Origin of the sequence: Corynebacterium frankenforstense (assembly GCF_030211955.1) — a bacterium.
Classification (GTDB): Bacteria; Actinomycetota; Actinomycetes; order Mycobacteriales; family Mycobacteriaceae; genus Corynebacterium; species Corynebacterium frankenforstense_A.
On record NZ_JASODI010000007.1, the window covers coordinates 109,868 to 123,832 of the forward strand.

Below are 13,965 nucleotides of genomic sequence, written 5' to 3' on the forward strand. Positions count from 1 at the left end.
TCGCATGTCCGCCGAATTGCGCGAGGTCCGCGACTTCCTCGCCGCCCACGAGCCGTTTTCCCGGCTGCCCGCCGAGGAGCTCGACCGCCTGCCGGGGCAACTGACCATGCGCTACGTGCGCCGCGGGACGCAGCTGCTCACCGAGGGCGAGGTGGGCGACGCGATGTACATCCTGCGCTCCGGGGCCGTGGACGTGCTGGCCGGGGAGGTGCTGCTCGACCGCCGCGGCGAGGGCGACTACTTCGGCTACTCCACACTCGTCGGCGAGCCCGAGTCGCTCTACCAGATGGTCACCGTCGAGGACAGCCTGGTGCTGGTCATGGACCGTGAGGTCTTCGCCCGGCTGCACGCCGCACACCCGGTGCTGCGCCGCTACTTCGACTCGGCGACCCGGCGCATGCGCGCCGCCGTCGACGAGCTCAACGACACCCGCTTCCAGGCGCTGTCCACCCCCGTGGCTGAGCTGATGCACCACGGGGCGCACACCGTGGGACCGGGGGAGTCCATCGCGGCGGCCGCCCGGGCGATGGAGGCGGCGCGCTCCTCGAGCCTGATGGTCACCGACTCCGGCAGGCTCGCCGGTATCCTGACCGACCGCGACCTGCGCGGCCGCGTGCTCGCCGTCGGGGTGGACCCCGGCAGCCCCGTGGCCGAGGTGATGACCCCGGAACCGGTGACCGTCACCCCCGACGAGCCTGCGCTGGCGGCCCTGCTGACCCTGGCGCGCCTGGGCGTCAACCACCTGCCCGTCGTCGACGGCGCGGAACTGGTCGGCGTGATCACCACCGGCGACGTCATGGCCCTCATGCGCCAGGACCCCGTCTACCTCGCCGCCGACCTGGCGCGTGCCGCCGGTCCCGGGGACCTCACCGGCGCCTTCAACCACGCCGCCGAGGTCACCGCCCGCTTCGTAGAGCGCGGCACCGGGGGAGCCGAGGCCGGCACAATCATGACCGCCCTGGCCGACGCCGTGGCCGTGCGCCTGTGCGAGCTCGCCGAGGCCGAACTCGGCACCCCGCCGGTCGACTACGCTTTCGTCGTGCTCGGCTCCCAGGGCCGCGGCGAGATGATGCTCGCCAGCGACCAGGACAACGCGCTGATACTGGCCGACGACTTCGACGAGGCCGCCCACAGCGCCTACTTCGCCCGCCTGGCCGAGTACGTCTGCCACGGCCTGCACGCCGCCGGCCAGGTGCTCTGCCCCGGCGAGGTGATGGCGCTCAACCCCGAGTGGCGGATGACCGCACGCGCCTGGGAGGAGACCTTCACCGCCTGGGCCACCGCCCCGGGCCCGGACGCCCTGCTGCACGCCCAGGCCTTCTTCGACCTGCGCGCCGTCCACGGCGACGAGCGCCTGTCCGCCCGGGTACGCGCGAGCGCGGTGAGCGCGGCGAAGGGCTCGCGGCGCCTGCACGTCCACCTGGCCACCCTGGCCGCCCGGCGCCAGCCGCCGCTGAGCTTCTTTCGCGGGCTGGTCGTCGAGCGCGGCGGCGACTACGCCAGCACCCTGGACGTCAAGAAGGGCGGGCTGCACGCGGTGGTGCAGATCGCCCGGCTCAGCGCGCTGGCAGCCGGCTCCACGGCCACCGCCACGCGCAGGCGGCTTTCCGAGGGCGACCTCTCCGAGGCCGGTGCCCGCGATCTCACGGCCGCCTTCGACTGCCTGCAGGCCATCGCCCTGCGCCACCAGGCCGACCAGCTGCGCGCCGGGGAAAAGCCCGACTACCACATCGACCCCGCCCGGCTGGCGCGCACCGACCGCGACGTGCTGCGCGACTCCTTCCAGGTCATCCGCTCCGCGCAGAACGGGCTGGCCACCCGTTACCCGGTGCACGCAGCATGACGGGGCGGGACACCGGGAGCGGGGCGTGGGCGCGCCTCGGCGAGCTCTTCTCCCCGGCGCGCGCCCGCCTGCCGCGCTGCCGCATCGGAGAGCTGCGCTTGCTCGCCGTCGACGTGGAGACCACCGGCCTCGACGCCCGCCGCGACCGCCTCGTCGAGGTCGCCTGGGTGCCCGTCGAGGACCGCGAGATCCGCCTCGGGGAGGCCGGCCGCCTCATCGTGCGCGGCGGCGAGGTGGGCCAGTCCGCCACCGTGCACGGGATTGGCGACGACGCGGTGGCCAGCGGGGTCGAGCCCGCCGCGGCGCGCCGGGCGGTCACCGAGGCACTGCGCGGCCGCGTGCTGCTGGCGCACTTCGCGGCTATGGAGCTGCGTTTCCTGCGCCTGCGCGGGGTGGCCGTGGTCGACACGATGGACCTCGAGCGCACGGGAATGGAGCGGCGCGGCACCTACCCGAGAGGCGAGGACCTGCGCCTGCCGAAGGCCCGGGCGCGCCACGGGCTGCCGGCCTACCGCAACCACGGGGCGCTGACCGACGCCCTGGCCTGCGCCGAGCTCTTCCTCGCCCAGACCGCAGGACGGGAGGACCGCCCGGCGCGCACGCTGGTGCGGTGAGCGGGAAAGCGGCGGGGTCAGCCGCGGGCGGCCAGGATCATCCGGTCGATCTCCTGGAGCACCTCGTCGACCGCCCCCGGGTCCACCCCACGCTCGCGGCGGGCGGACAGCAGCTCCTGCTGGGCGGCACGCAGCGAGGCCAGCCGCATCTTGTGGGCCGCCCCACGCCAGCGCTCGATCTCCTCGTGGTCGGGACCGTGGTCGGACTCGTGCTCGTCGAAGCGCACCCGCACCCAGCGCCCGACCGCCTCGACGGCCTCCACGGGAAGGTCGGCCGTGTGCTCGGCCAGGTAGTCGCGCGCGGCGCGCCGGGCCCGGTCGTGCAGGTGGTCGACCTGCTCGGGGCTTTCCACCAGGTCGAGTGTGCGCATCAGCGCCGGCAGCGTCAGGCCGGGCAGCACCATGGTGAGAAGGAGCACGACGAGGGCGATGACGGCGGCCTCGTGGTGCAGGGTGTCCGAGGCGGTCGCCGGGATGGACAACACGAGTGCCAGGGTGACCAGCCCGCGCATGCCGGACCACGTCATCAGCAGCACCTCCTGGAGGCGCAGCGGGGCGGTGGCGCGCCGGCCGCGGCGGATGTTGATCCGGTAGAGCAGCCACAGCCAGACCGCGCGGATCGCGACGGCGACCACGGCGAGCACCGCTCCGACCCACACGGCGTGCCACAGCTCGGCGCCGACCTCGTCGACGGCGTCGCGCACCGAGAGCCCGATCAGGCCGAAGGCGACACCGGTGAAGAGCATCTCGACGGTGCCCCAGAACGCGCCGCCGGACAGGCGGTCCTCCGCGCCGAGGGAGGCGCGGCTGGTCAGCTCGACGGCGGCGATGACCACGGCGATGACCCCGCTGGCGTGGACCTCCTCGGCGAGCAGGTAGACGGCGAAGGGCACGACCCAGCTCAGGGCGTTTCTCGCGGTGGTGTCGCCGACGTGGTCGGTGAACCAGGCGGTGGCACGGCCGGCGACGAGGCCGATGACCACCGAGGCGATGACGGCCCAGATGAAGTCGAGGGCGCCGGCGGTAAAGGAGACGTCCTCGCCGGCGAGCAGGGCGGCCAGGCCCAGGTGGAAGGTTACGATGGAGGCGGCGTCGTTGAACAGGCCCTCCGAGGCCAGCGCGGAGGTGATGCGCCGGGGGATGCCCACCGGCTCGGCGACGGCGTCGACGGCGACGGGGTCCGGCGGGGCGAGCGCCGCGGCCAGCACGATGGCCCCGGCGAGCCCCAGGCCGGGCATCAGCCACATCGCGGTGCCGGCGAGTGCTGCGACGGTGACGAAGACGAGCAGGACGGACAGCGAGACGATGGTGGACAGCTGGGCGCGGATCGAGCCCCAGGAGGTGCGCCGGGCCAGGGCCCACAACAGGGGCGGCAGGAAGATCGGCAGGATCATCTCGGCGGGCACCTCGAGATCCGGCAGGCCGGGCAGGAAGAGGGCGCCGGCGGTGAGCAGCACCAGCAGCACGGGCCAGGGAAGGCCCGCGCGGTCGCCGACGGCGACGACGATGACAGTGGCCAGCATGAGGCCGACCAGGGCGGCGAGGACAGTCAAGCGGGGGCCTTCTTTCGGCGCGGGGGTGGTCAAAGAGAACACCACTTTTCTACCCCGGCGCCGCCTGCTGTCCCGGACGAGGGCGGCGGGTAGGCTGCCCTGCATGCGTTTCGCCAGAATTGCCACCCCGGAGGGTATGACCTTCGCCGTCATGGACGGTGAAGGCGAGGACCTGACCGCCAAGGCCATTGCGGCCACCCCGTTCACCGCCCCGCAGTACACGGGCAAGGAGTACCGGGAGGGGGAGTACCGGCTGCTCGCGCCGATGCTGCCCGGCAAGGTGGTGGCCATCGGCCGCAACTACGCCGACCACGTCGCCGAGGTGTTCAAGCAGTCCGCCGAGCAGCTGCCGCCGACGCTGTTCATCAAGCCGCCGACGGCCGTCGTCGGCCCGGGCGCGCCGATCCGCATCCCGGACTTCGCCACCCGCGTCGAGTTCGAGGGCGAGCTGGCGCTGATCATCGGCAAGCCGTGCAAGAACGTCAAGGCCGAGAACTGGCGTGACGTCGTCCTCGGCTACACCGTGGTCAACGACGTCTCCTCGCGCGACCTGCAGTTCTCCGACGGCCAGTGGGCCCGGGCCAAGGGCATCGACACCTTCTGCCCGCTGGGCCCGTGGATCCAGACCGACCTGGACGCCATCGAGACCGACAACCTGCCGATTAAGGCCCGCCTGACCCACGGCGGGGTCACCGAGGTCAAGCAGGACTCGAACTCGAACCAGATGATCATGAACCTCGGCGAGATCCTCGAGTACATCACCGCCTCGATGACGCTGCTGCCCGGCGACGTGATCTGCACCGGCTCGCCGGCCGGCACCGCGCCGATGGAGCCCGGCGACTACATCGAGATCGAGGTGCCCGGCGTCGGCGTGCTGGGCAACCCGGTCGAGCGCGCCTGACGCGCTCAACGGGGCACCCGGGCCGGGCGGGCCTGAGCCGCGTCCGGCCCGTCAGGCCTGGACCGGCACCGCCCAAAAGTCGGGGGCGGCGGTGGCGGACTCGTCGACGCGTGAGGTGTCGGCGTCCTCCGCGAAGGTGAAGGGGATGACCAGCAGCTCGAAGTCACCGGTGATGGTGCTCAGGCCCTCGCCGCAGTAGGTGATCTCGCGGGCCTCGCCCACGCCGAGCGACAGGCCGTCCTCCACCGGGGAGAGGAAAGACGTCTCGCCGTTCGGGGTGACGGCCACCAGGGTCGGCACGCGCACGGTGGTCGAGCCGGAAGCGTCCTCGCCGAGCACGAAGGTGTTCTCCGCGCAGACCTCGTGGGCGTCCGCCCGCGCCGAGTCGAGCCGGATGGTCGAACCGGGGAAGTCGGCGTTGCCGGCGTCGAGGGTCTCGCCTTCCGCGGAGGCCGAGCCGAGGCGCTCGTCGTAGCGGGCCCAGGCGAGCTCGCCCTCGGGCTCGCCGACGTCGAGGTAGTCCGGCCCGGAGACGGTCAGCAGCCCGTGGGGGGAGTGCTCCTGGTCGACCTGGACGCCGAAGTTCTGCAGCTGGCGTGCCAGCGGGGCGGCCAGCGAACAGGGCCCGTTGACGGAGACGGCCACGCTGGCAAGTGCGCCCGGCCCGGTCATCCGGCAGTTGGGGCGCCCGGCCAGGCTGCCCTCGAAGGCGTCGCCGCCCGGATCCCCCGACGTTGTCCACTCGGCCAGCCCGGACAGGTCCGAGGAGATCTTCTCGCGCTTCTGCTCGCCAGCCGGGTCCACGATCACCGAGGCGCGCACCCGCGCGTCGCCGACGGGGATCCAGCCGGAGCACTCGGTCTGGCCGTCCTCGCGCTCGCCCTCGGCGACGGTGACGTCCTCGACGCCGGCGCGCGAGTAGAAGGCCTCGCCGAAGTCGCAGGAGCGGAACAGCTCGCCGTCGGTGAAGCTCTCGATCTCCGAGGTCGTCCAGCCCATGGGGCCGATCGGGGTCTCGTAGCGCGAGCCGCCGACCAGCAGCAGGCCGGCGGAAAGCACCATCATCGCCAGCACGCCGGCCGCCACGGTCAGCGGCATCTTCCCCCGGCGCGCGGCGGTGGCGTGCCGGTCCGGCCGAACGGTGGCGCGGTGGCTGCCCGGGCGCCCGGCGCTACGCCCCTGGGCCGGTGCCGCCGCAGGCTCGCCTGCGGGGCGCACACCGGCGGCCTCGTGCCGGCTCCGCGGCTCACGGTCCACGCCTCGGCCACCCTTTCCTCGGTTCGGCTGCACAGTTACCCCGTCACATTAGCCAACGCGCCCGCGCCGGCGGGCGCACGCCGCACGGAACCGCGGTGGGGGAGCGGCGCGGCGTCGGCAATCTCTCTAACGCAGCCGGGTGCCGTCGGCGAGTTCGAAGAGGCGGGCGAGCACCGCGCCGTCGGAGGCGCGCAGCCCGTTGTGCTCGTGTTCGCTGGTCACCCAGGTGCGCACGCCGGGCAGGAAACCGGCGGTCTCGCGGGAGTACTCCAGCGGCACGTAGGCGTCGTTGACGTAGACGGCCGCCGCCCCGCGCGCGCCGGACTCCTCGAGGGCGACGGGGTCGTAGAGGCGGTTCCAGGGCTGGCCGGCGAGCTCCCTGGCAACAGGCGCCCAGGGGCGCAGGCCCGGGACGGTCTCGAGCCACTCGCGCGAGACGTGCTCGCCGGTCAGGAGGGTGGGGTCCTCGGCGAAGTCGGTGGGCATGGCGCGCTCGGCGGCCCAGTCGGTCACCACGCCGTCGGCCATCGAGGACTCGTGGAGCACGTAGTAGAGCGGGTTGCGCGCGCCGAAGGGCAGCAGCGCGGCCAGGTCGTGGCGGAAGGCCGTGGTGCGCGGGTCCTGCTCGAGCAGGTTGAACAGACTGAGCCAGCCGTCGTTGGAGCCGAGGAGCATGCCCAGGCTGCGCACGCGCGAGACCGAGACGACCTCGCCGTCCGGCAGCACCAGTTCGCCGTCGGCGGCCAGTTCCACGAGCTTGGCGACGGCGTCGCGGTGGTGCGGGAAGCGCGTGTAGTAGGCCAGCGACTTGCGACGCAGCTCGGCGAAGGTGGTCGCGTAGATGTCCTCGGCGCGGTGGCCGACCGGGGCCAGTCCGCCGGTGAAGTAGGCGTTGTCGACGCTCTCCGGGTGCACGGTCAGGTAGTGCAGGAGGGTGAAGCCGCCGAAGGACTGGCCCAGCACGCTCCAGGTCTTCGCCCCGAGGTGCTCGCGCATGGCCTCGCAGTCGCGCACGATCGCGTCGGCGCGCAGGTGGGTCAGGTACTCGGCGGTGGCACTCTCCGGGGCGACCGGGGTGGAGCGGCCGGTGCCGCGCTGGTCGAGCAGGACGACGCGGTGGCGGGCCAGCGCGGTGGTCATCCAGGACGGGAAGAGCGCCGGCGACTCGTTGCCCGGCCCGCCCTGCAGGAAGACCAGGAAGGGCAGGTCCCCGCCGCCGCGCGGGGTGATCACGCGGGCGAAGACGTCGATGGTGCGCCCGTCGGCCGGGTCCTCGGTCAGCGGGCAGGTGATGGTGTGGTCCTCGAGGAGGCGGGTGCCGATCTGGATGCTCATGTCCGCCATGCTAGACCCGGGCGCGCCGGGGTCGGGGCTGTGACCGGGAGCTTAGAGGCCGAGCGCACCGAGGATGGTGCCGAGCTTCGCAGTGGTCTCGGCCAGCTCCGCGTCCGGGTCGGAGTCGGCGACGATGCCGCCGCCGGCCCAGGCGCGGGCCGAGGCGCCGTCGGCGGCGACCTCGGCGCAGCGGATGGCGACCATGTACTCGCCGTCGCCGTTGCTGTCCGCCCAGCCGACCGTGCCGGCGTAGAAGCCGCGCGGCGACTCGACACGCGCGATGTAGTCGCGGGCCGCGGGCGTCGGTGTGCCACAGATGGCGGGGGTGGGGTGCACCAGGGCGGCGAGCTCCAGGGCGGTCATGTGCGCGTGGTCGGCGTCGAGCTCGCCGGTGATCGGGGTGGCCAGGTGCCAGACCTCGTTGGTGGCGGTCAGCTCGGGCTCGTCGGGGATGGCGAGGCGCGAGCAGACCGGGTCGAGGGCGGCGCGCAGGTGCTCGACGACGAAGGCGTGCTCGGCGCGGTCCTTGCCGGAGGCCGCCAGCCCCCGGGCCACGGCGGCGTCCTCGTCCGGGTCGCTCGCCCGGGCGGCGGAGCCGGCCAGCGGGTAGGCGCTCACCGTGGTGCCGGACTTGCGCACCAGCACCTCGGGGGAGGAGCCGACGAGCATGCGCCCGGCGAAGTGGCCCCCGGCCGGCGAGAGGTCGCAGATGAAGCCGTCGTGGCGCGCGGAGGTGTCGATCAGGCGCGCGGCGACCAGGCGCGGGTCGACCGGCGGGGCGAAGGCGATGTCGACGGCGCGGGCGAGGACGACCTTCTCCATGGCACCGTCTCGGATCGCCTCGACGGCGGCGGCGACGCGGGCGCGGTGCTCGTCGGCCTCGGGGTCGGAGCGCACGAGGCTTGCGTAAAGTTCAGAGCCTTTACCTTCGAGGTAGTACGGGTGCGGGTGGAGCACGCCGGGCTCGCGGATGATGCTCTCCGGGACGGTGAGCGCGGCAGGGGCGTCGGGCAGGAAGGGCAGGGCGCCGACGACCATCTCCGCCTCGCCGGAGCGCAGGGCCGCCGCTGCGGCGGGGACCTCGGTGAAGGTGCGCGCGGCACCCTGGGTGCGCACGGAGCCGTGGCCGCGGGAGAGCAGGAAGTCCGGGGCGGTGGACGGACGGGAAGTGGACATGGCCCCCGAGTCTAAGACAGCGCGGTCGGGGTGCGGTCCTGAGGCGGCGGGCGCCGCGGTGGACGTGTGGTGCCCGGCGGGGGCCGGGCGGGGGTGTCGGTGCACGAAACGCGTGGTGAATATGTTGCACGTGTGGTTTAAGTGACATAATCTCAACTGCGTGAAAATTCTCCGTGACCTCCGTGCCCTCGCCGTCGCCGCGCTGGCCGCCGGCGCCATCATCGCCGCACCCGGACAGGCCGCCGCCCAGGAGGCGCCCGCTCCCGCACCCGCGCCGGCTCCCGAGTCGCCCGCGCCGGCTCCCGCCCCGGAGGGGGAGCCGCCCGAGGCCTCGGCCCCGGAGGCATCCGCTCCTGAGCCGCCGGCCCCCGAGGCTCCGCCCGCGCCGCCGGCACCGGTCGCCCCGCCCGTCGCCCCGGGCGCCGACGGGGAGATCGACCTGGGCGGCCGCTTCTATGTCATCCACGTCCCGGCCGACTACACCCCGGAGAGGGCCTGGCCGGTGCTCGTCGGCTACTCGGCCTACCAGGATTCCACGGAGAACTTCCGCAACTACTCCCGCCTGCGCGAGTCCATCGCCGGGCGCGAGGCGATCATCGTCTACCCGCGCTCCATCGGCGGCTCCTGGGAGGGCTCGCCGACCGCGACGTCACGCCCCGGCGAGGACATCGCCTTCACCCGCGCGATGATCGACGACGTCGCGGGCAAGTACACCGTCGACCGGGCACGGGTCTACGCCACCGGCATGTCCACCGGCGGCGGGATGGCCATGGTCGCCGCCTGTCACATGCCCGACGTCTTCGCCGCCGTCGCCCCGGTCTCCGGCGCCTACTACAACCCGGTCAACATGAACTGCCCCGGCGGCCCGGTCTCCGTGCTCATGGTCCACGGCACCGGCGACACCCTCATGGAGTACGACGGCGGCAACCGCCACGGCGCCGACTACCTCGCCGTGCCCGACCTCTACGAGTCCTACGCCCAGCGCAACGGCTGCGGCCCGGGCCGGGAGACCCGCCCCGAGTGGCAGGGCGCCGAGCGCGTGGTCGCCGGCGGCTGCGCGCGCGAGACCGAGCAGATCCGCGTGCTCGGCTCCAACCACCTGTGGTGGTACGAGAACCCGAACACCACCGAGGAGATCTGGGCCTTCCTCGCGCGCCAGCACAAGTGACGCGGCGACGCCGCGGGGAAACGCCCGCGGCGAGGGGCGGGGCGTCGGCAATTGAGCCGGTTTCGACGCACGGCCGGGGCCGGAGGCGCGGGTTGTACGATGTGGGACATGTCTGAAGCCTCTGACGTCCGCGTACGTTTCTGCCCCTCACCGACCGGCACCCCCCACGTGGGAATGGTGCGCACCGCCCTGTTCAACTGGGCCTACGCCCGGCACATCAACGGCAAGCTCGTCTTCCGCATCGAGGACACCGACGCCGCGCGCGACTCCGAGGAGTCCTACCAGGCGATCATCGACTCGCTGAACTGGCTCGGCCTCGACTGGGACGAGGGCATCAACGTCGGCGGCCCGCACGAGCCCTACCGCCAGTCGCAGCGCGGCGAGATCTACGCCGACGTGCTCAAGAAGCTCATCGACGGCGGTTACGTCTACCCAGCCTACTCGACCAACGAGGAGGTCCAGGCCCGCCACAAGGCCGCCGGCCGCGACCCGCACATGGGCTACGACAACTACGACCGCGACCTGACCGACGAGCAGAAGGCCGCCTTCGAGGCCGAGGGCCGCAAGCCCGTCTGGCGCCTGCGCATGCCCGACCACGACTGGTCCTGGGACGACATGGTGCGCGGCACCGTCGAGTTCAAGGCCGAGACCCAGCCCGACTACGTGGTCGCCCGCTCCAACGGCGACCCGCTCTATACGCTGGTCAACCCCGTCGACGATGCCCTGATGGGCATCACCCACGTGCTGCGCGGCGAGGACCTGCTGCCCTCGACCCCGCGCCAGCTCGCCCTCTACGAGGCGCTCAAGGAGATCGGTGTCGCCGAGCGCACCCCGGTCTTCGGCCACCTGCCGTTCGTCATGGGCGAGGGCAACAAGAAGCTGTCCAAGCGCGACCCGAAGTCCAACCTGTTCAACCACGTCGAGGACGGCATCATCCCCGAGGGCATGCTCAACTACCTCGCGCTGCTGGGCTGGTCGCTCTCGGCGGACCGCGACATCTTCTCGCGCGAGGAGCTCGTGGCCAACTTCGACGTCAAGGACGTGCTGGGCAACCCGGCCCGCTTCGACCAGAAGAAGCTCGAGGCCATCAATGCCGACCACATCCGCCTGCTCGAGCCGGACGACTTCCGCGACCGGCTGCGCACCTTCCTGACCGAGCACACCGACTTCCCGGCCGACTACCCGGCCGAGAAGTTCGTCGTGGCCGCCGAGCTGGTGCAGACCCGCATCAAGACCCTCTCCGAGGCCTACGGGCTGGTGAAGTTCCTCGTGACCGCCGACGACGAGCTCGAGCTCAACGAGAAGGCCGCTCGCAAGAACCTCAAGGAGGCCGCCATCGAGCCGCTCGACGCCGCCATCGAGCGCCTCGACGCCGTGCCCGAGGACGCCTGGGAGCGCGGCCGCATCGAGGAGGTCCTCTCGCAGGGCCTCATCGAGGAGCTGGGGCTCAAGCCGCGCAAGGCCTACGGCGCGCTGCGCGTGGCCGTCACCGGCGAGCAGGTCTCCCCGCCGCTGTTCGAGTCCATGGAGCTGCTGGGCAAGGAGTCCACGCTGAAGCGTCTGCGCGCCGGCCGAGCCGCGACGCCCTTCGTGCCTGCCGAGCAGTAGGGGAGCTCCGTAAGGGCTCCGAGGGGGCTTCCGGCTCCCTCCAGACCGTGACCCCGTGGTCGTCTCCCGGTGGAGGTGGCCGCGGGGTCGACGTGTGTCCGGGGGCGGTGCGGGGCGGGCGCGCGGGGGCGGGGCCCGGGCGCCATTGTGTGCCGGATGCGCTCACGAGGCGTCGGATGCGTGCCCGCAACGTACTGACAACGCTGGAATTCGTTGATGACCTGCCGGTTTGTGTGTTTCCGCGCCGTCTGGTTATAGTAAACCCCGTTGCGCACGGAGATGCGGCAAGCAAATCCGAGCGAAACGATGGCCTATGGTGTAATTGGCAACACAGCGGTTTCTGGTACCGCCATTCTAGGTTCGAGTCCTGGTAGGCCAGCTGCGATCACAGATCGCGTCCTAAAGCCCCGTTCGTCTAGCGGCCTAGGACGCCGCCCTCTCACGGCGGTAACGCGGGTTCAAATCCCGCACGGGGTACAGATCAGGAAGTCCCGGACGTCACTTCAGGTGGTGTCCGGGACTTCTTCGTTGTGTGGGCGGGTCGGCCGGCCACCGCCGCCGGCTCCCTCAGCCCACCGACCCCCGGAACACCCGCGCCACCGACGGCACCACGTTCTCGTCGAAGACGCTCGGGATGATCTTCTCCGGCGAGGTGTCCACCACCGCGGAGGCCAGCGCCTCGGCCGCGCGCATCAGGTGCTCCCGGGTGAAGCGCGTGACGCCGTGGTCGAGCGCCCCGCGGAAGATCCCAGGGAAGGCCACGGCGTTGTTGACCTGGTTGGGGTAGTCGCCGCGCCCGGTGGCGATCACCGCCGCCCCGCCGGCGCGCGCCTCCTCCGGGGTGATCTCGGGGTCCGGGTTAGCCAGCGCGAAGACAATCGCGTCGCGGTTCATGCGCATGATGTCCCCGCGCGCGAGCAGTCCCTTGTGCGAGATCCCGATGACCGCGTCGGCGCCCTCGAGCGCCTCCTGCAAGGTGCGCGCGGATGAGTCTTGGTAGCCGGCCAGGCGCTCCTTGTGCTCGTTGAGGTGGTCGCGCCCGCGCGAGATCACCCCGCGGGAGTCCACGGCGATGATCTCCGGGCCGGCGTACTCGTGCAGCAGCGTGGCGATGGCCACCCCGGCCGCGCCCGCGCCGACCATGACGATGCGGGTGTCGGCGAGCCGGCGCCCGGTGACCTTGCAGGCGTTGATCAGCCCGGCGAGCACCACCACCGCGGTGCCGTGCTGGTCGTCGTGGAGCACCGGAATGTCGAGCTCCTCGCGCAGGCGCGCCTCGACCTCGAAGCAGACGGGCGCGGCGATGTCCTCGAGGTTGACCGCCCCGAAGCTCGGCGCGATGGCCTTGACCGCCGCGACGATCTCGTCGGCGGTGTGCACGTCGAGCACCACCGGCACGCAGTCCACGCCCGCGAAGTGCTTGAAGAGCATCGCCTTGCCCTCCATGACGGGCATGGCGGCCTTCGGCCCGATGTCTCCCAGCCCGAGCACCGCCGAGCCGTCCGAGACGACCGCCACCAGGTTGCCGGTCCACGTCAGCTCGCGCAGGCGTGCCGGCTCGGCGGCGATCTCCTCGCAGGCGGCGGCGACGCCGGGGGAGTAGTAGGCGCTGAGCTTCTCCCGGGTGATCGGGCCTGGGTCGCGCAGCGCCGTGGCGATCTTCCCGTGGTGTTCGCGGTGCAGTTTGAGGGAGAGACCGCTGAGGTCCATGAGGCGCGAGCCTATCAGCGCCGGCCATCATCGGCCGGTTATGCGTCGCCGCAGACGGTGGGGTGTGTCACAGACTGCCGCGCGACGTGCTTCACGACGACCGCGGCGTCGCCTGTGAGGGCACCCCCGTGCGGCCCGGCACGCAGGGGATTTACGACGTCGCGGGGGTGGCCCACGCGCGCAGGCGCGCGCGGGCGTACCGTCTGAGGTATCGGGAAAGCCCCGGTGGGGATGTCCCGACAGACCCCGTCCGCGGTGAGTAAAGGAGATTGTATGCAGGCAAGTTCCTCAGACGAGTCGCATCACTCCTCCCGGCTGCGTGCACAGCCGTAATCCTCGACTTCCCAGCGCAAGAGATGCGTGAAGTAGGAGCAGTCCGGTCGAGTGTGAGGATGCAGATGACGTCGTTTCTCAAGAATGCGGCGTCGGACGAGACCGCCCGGCACACGCCCTGAAGGGTCGACGCGGACGCGGTGACCAACCGCCAGAGACTTCCGCTTGAGAGCCGTGGAGCGTGACCGCCCACCGCCGCACCAGTTCATACCCCGCCCCTCGGAAGAGGGGCGGGGTGCCTCCGTCTTCGGGGTGCGGGAGCGACGTCGGAAATTGACGGCGAAAATGTGCGCCGACGTGCGGATTTGTGCGCTATAGACCGTTCCTTTAAAGTGGTGCAGGTCCGAGAGACAAGCCCTGTTCGTCTAGGGGCCTAGGACGCCGCCCTCTCACGGCGGTAACACGGGTTCAAATCCCGTACAGGGTACAAAGGCCAGGCGCCGCCCGGAACCACTTCGGTTCCGGGC

At 72.1% G+C, this 13,965-nt stretch carries 10 protein-coding genes and 3 tRNA genes; 8 read left to right on the plus strand and 5 right to left on the minus strand.

What is annotated here, in order from left to right; all coding sequences use genetic code 11:
• The first annotated feature begins 4 nt into the window (after positions 1-4).
• Together QP119_RS05260 and QP119_RS05265 are read left to right on the plus strand one after the other, a co-directional pair.
• Positions 5-1,843: a DUF294 nucleotidyltransferase-like domain-containing protein gene (locus QP119_RS05260; RefSeq protein WP_284774173.1), complete on the plus strand. Its 1,839-nt coding sequence runs from the start codon at positions 5-7 to the stop codon at positions 1,841-1,843.
• On the plus strand, positions 1,840-2,457 hold the full coding sequence (locus QP119_RS05265) for an exonuclease domain-containing protein (protein ID WP_284774174.1): 618 nt from the start codon (positions 1,840-1,842) through the stop codon (positions 2,455-2,457). The genes QP119_RS05260 and QP119_RS05265 overlap by 4 nt, the downstream gene beginning before the upstream one ends.
• A 17-nt stretch (positions 2,458-2,474) precedes the next feature.
• Here QP119_RS05265 and QP119_RS05270 read toward each other — a convergent pair whose 3' ends face one another.
• Positions 2,475-4,010, minus strand: a complete 1,536-nt coding sequence (locus QP119_RS05270) for a cation:proton antiporter (RefSeq protein WP_284774176.1) — start codon at positions 4,008-4,010, stop codon at positions 2,475-2,477.
• Positions 4,011-4,113: 103 nt separating this feature from the next.
• Here QP119_RS05270 and QP119_RS05275 point away from each other — a divergent pair, with 103 nt between their 5' ends.
• On the plus strand, positions 4,114-4,911 hold the full coding sequence (locus QP119_RS05275; RefSeq protein ID WP_284774178.1) for a fumarylacetoacetate hydrolase family protein: 798 nt from the start codon (positions 4,114-4,116) through the stop codon (positions 4,909-4,911).
• Between the two features lie 51 nt (positions 4,912-4,962).
• Here the strand turns inward: QP119_RS05275 and QP119_RS05280 are convergent, their stop codons facing one another.
• The 3 genes from QP119_RS05280 to QP119_RS05290 form a co-directional block, all read right to left on the minus strand.
• Complete coding sequence (locus QP119_RS05280) at positions 4,963-6,168, minus strand: hypothetical protein (protein WP_284774180.1); 1,206 nt, start codon at positions 6,166-6,168, stop codon at positions 4,963-4,965.
• 126 nt (positions 6,169-6,294) lie between these two features.
• Positions 6,295-7,512, minus strand: a complete 1,218-nt coding sequence (locus QP119_RS05285; RefSeq protein WP_284774182.1) for an alpha/beta fold hydrolase — start codon at positions 7,510-7,512, stop codon at positions 6,295-6,297.
• 42 nt (positions 7,513-7,554) lie between these two features.
• Positions 7,555-8,679: an isochorismate synthase gene (locus tag QP119_RS05290; protein ID WP_284774185.1), complete on the minus strand. Its 1,125-nt coding sequence runs from the start codon at positions 8,677-8,679 to the stop codon at positions 7,555-7,557.
• Between the two features lie 160 nt (positions 8,680-8,839).
• On the opposite strand from QP119_RS05290, the gene QP119_RS05295 reads away from it, so the two are divergent.
• The 4 genes from QP119_RS05295 (at position 8,840) to QP119_RS05310 (ending at position 11,932) form a co-directional block, all read left to right on the plus strand.
• Positions 8,840-9,847, plus strand: coding sequence for an alpha/beta hydrolase family esterase (locus QP119_RS05295; RefSeq protein WP_284774187.1), 1,008 nt, complete (start codon positions 8,840-8,842; stop codon positions 9,845-9,847).
• Between the two features lie 108 nt (positions 9,848-9,955).
• Complete coding sequence (gene gltX, locus QP119_RS05300; RefSeq protein ID WP_284774189.1) at positions 9,956-11,455, plus strand: glutamate--tRNA ligase; 1,500 nt, start codon at positions 9,956-9,958, stop codon at positions 11,453-11,455.
• Positions 11,456-11,762: 307 nt separating this feature from the next.
• A tRNA-Gln gene (locus QP119_RS05305) sits at positions 11,763-11,834 on the plus strand.
• 25 nt (positions 11,835-11,859) lie between these two features.
• Positions 11,860-11,932, plus strand: a tRNA-Glu gene (locus QP119_RS05310).
• A 90-nt stretch (positions 11,933-12,022) separates the two neighbouring features.
• Here QP119_RS05310 and QP119_RS05315 read toward each other — a convergent pair.
• Entirely contained in the window at positions 12,023-13,165 is a 1,143-nt protein-coding gene (locus QP119_RS05315) for an NAD(P)-dependent malic enzyme (RefSeq protein WP_284774191.1), read from the minus strand.
• Positions 13,166-13,852: 687 nt separating this feature from the next.
• On the opposite strand from QP119_RS05315, the gene QP119_RS05320 reads away from it, so the two are divergent.
• A tRNA-Glu gene (locus QP119_RS05320) sits at positions 13,853-13,925 on the plus strand.
• Positions 13,926-13,965: the final 40 nt, after the last annotated feature.

Excerpts from the sequence above, each read along its gene's own strand:
- QP119_RS05260 (WP_284774173.1), top strand. The coding sequence starts at position 5 with ATGTCCGCCGAATTGCGCGAGGTCCGCGACTTCCTCGCCGCCCACGAG.
- QP119_RS05265 (WP_284774174.1), top strand. The coding sequence starts at position 1,840 with ATGACGGGGCGGGACACCGGGAGCGGGGCGTGGGCGCGCCTCGGCGAG.
- QP119_RS05315 (WP_284774191.1), bottom strand. The coding sequence starts at position 13,165 with ATGGACCTCAGCGGTCTCTCCCTCAAACTGCACCGCGAACACCACGGG.
- QP119_RS05290 (WP_284774185.1), bottom strand. The coding sequence starts at position 8,679 with ATGTCCACTTCCCGTCCGTCCACCGCCCCGGACTTCCTGCTCTCCCGC.
- QP119_RS05285 (WP_284774182.1), bottom strand. The coding sequence starts at position 7,512 with ATGGCGGACATGAGCATCCAGATCGGCACCCGCCTCCTCGAGGACCAC.
- gltX (WP_284774189.1), top strand. The coding sequence starts at position 9,956 with ATGTCTGAAGCCTCTGACGTCCGCGTACGTTTCTGCCCCTCACCGACC.
- QP119_RS05275 (WP_284774178.1), top strand. The coding sequence starts at position 4,114 with ATGCGTTTCGCCAGAATTGCCACCCCGGAGGGTATGACCTTCGCCGTC.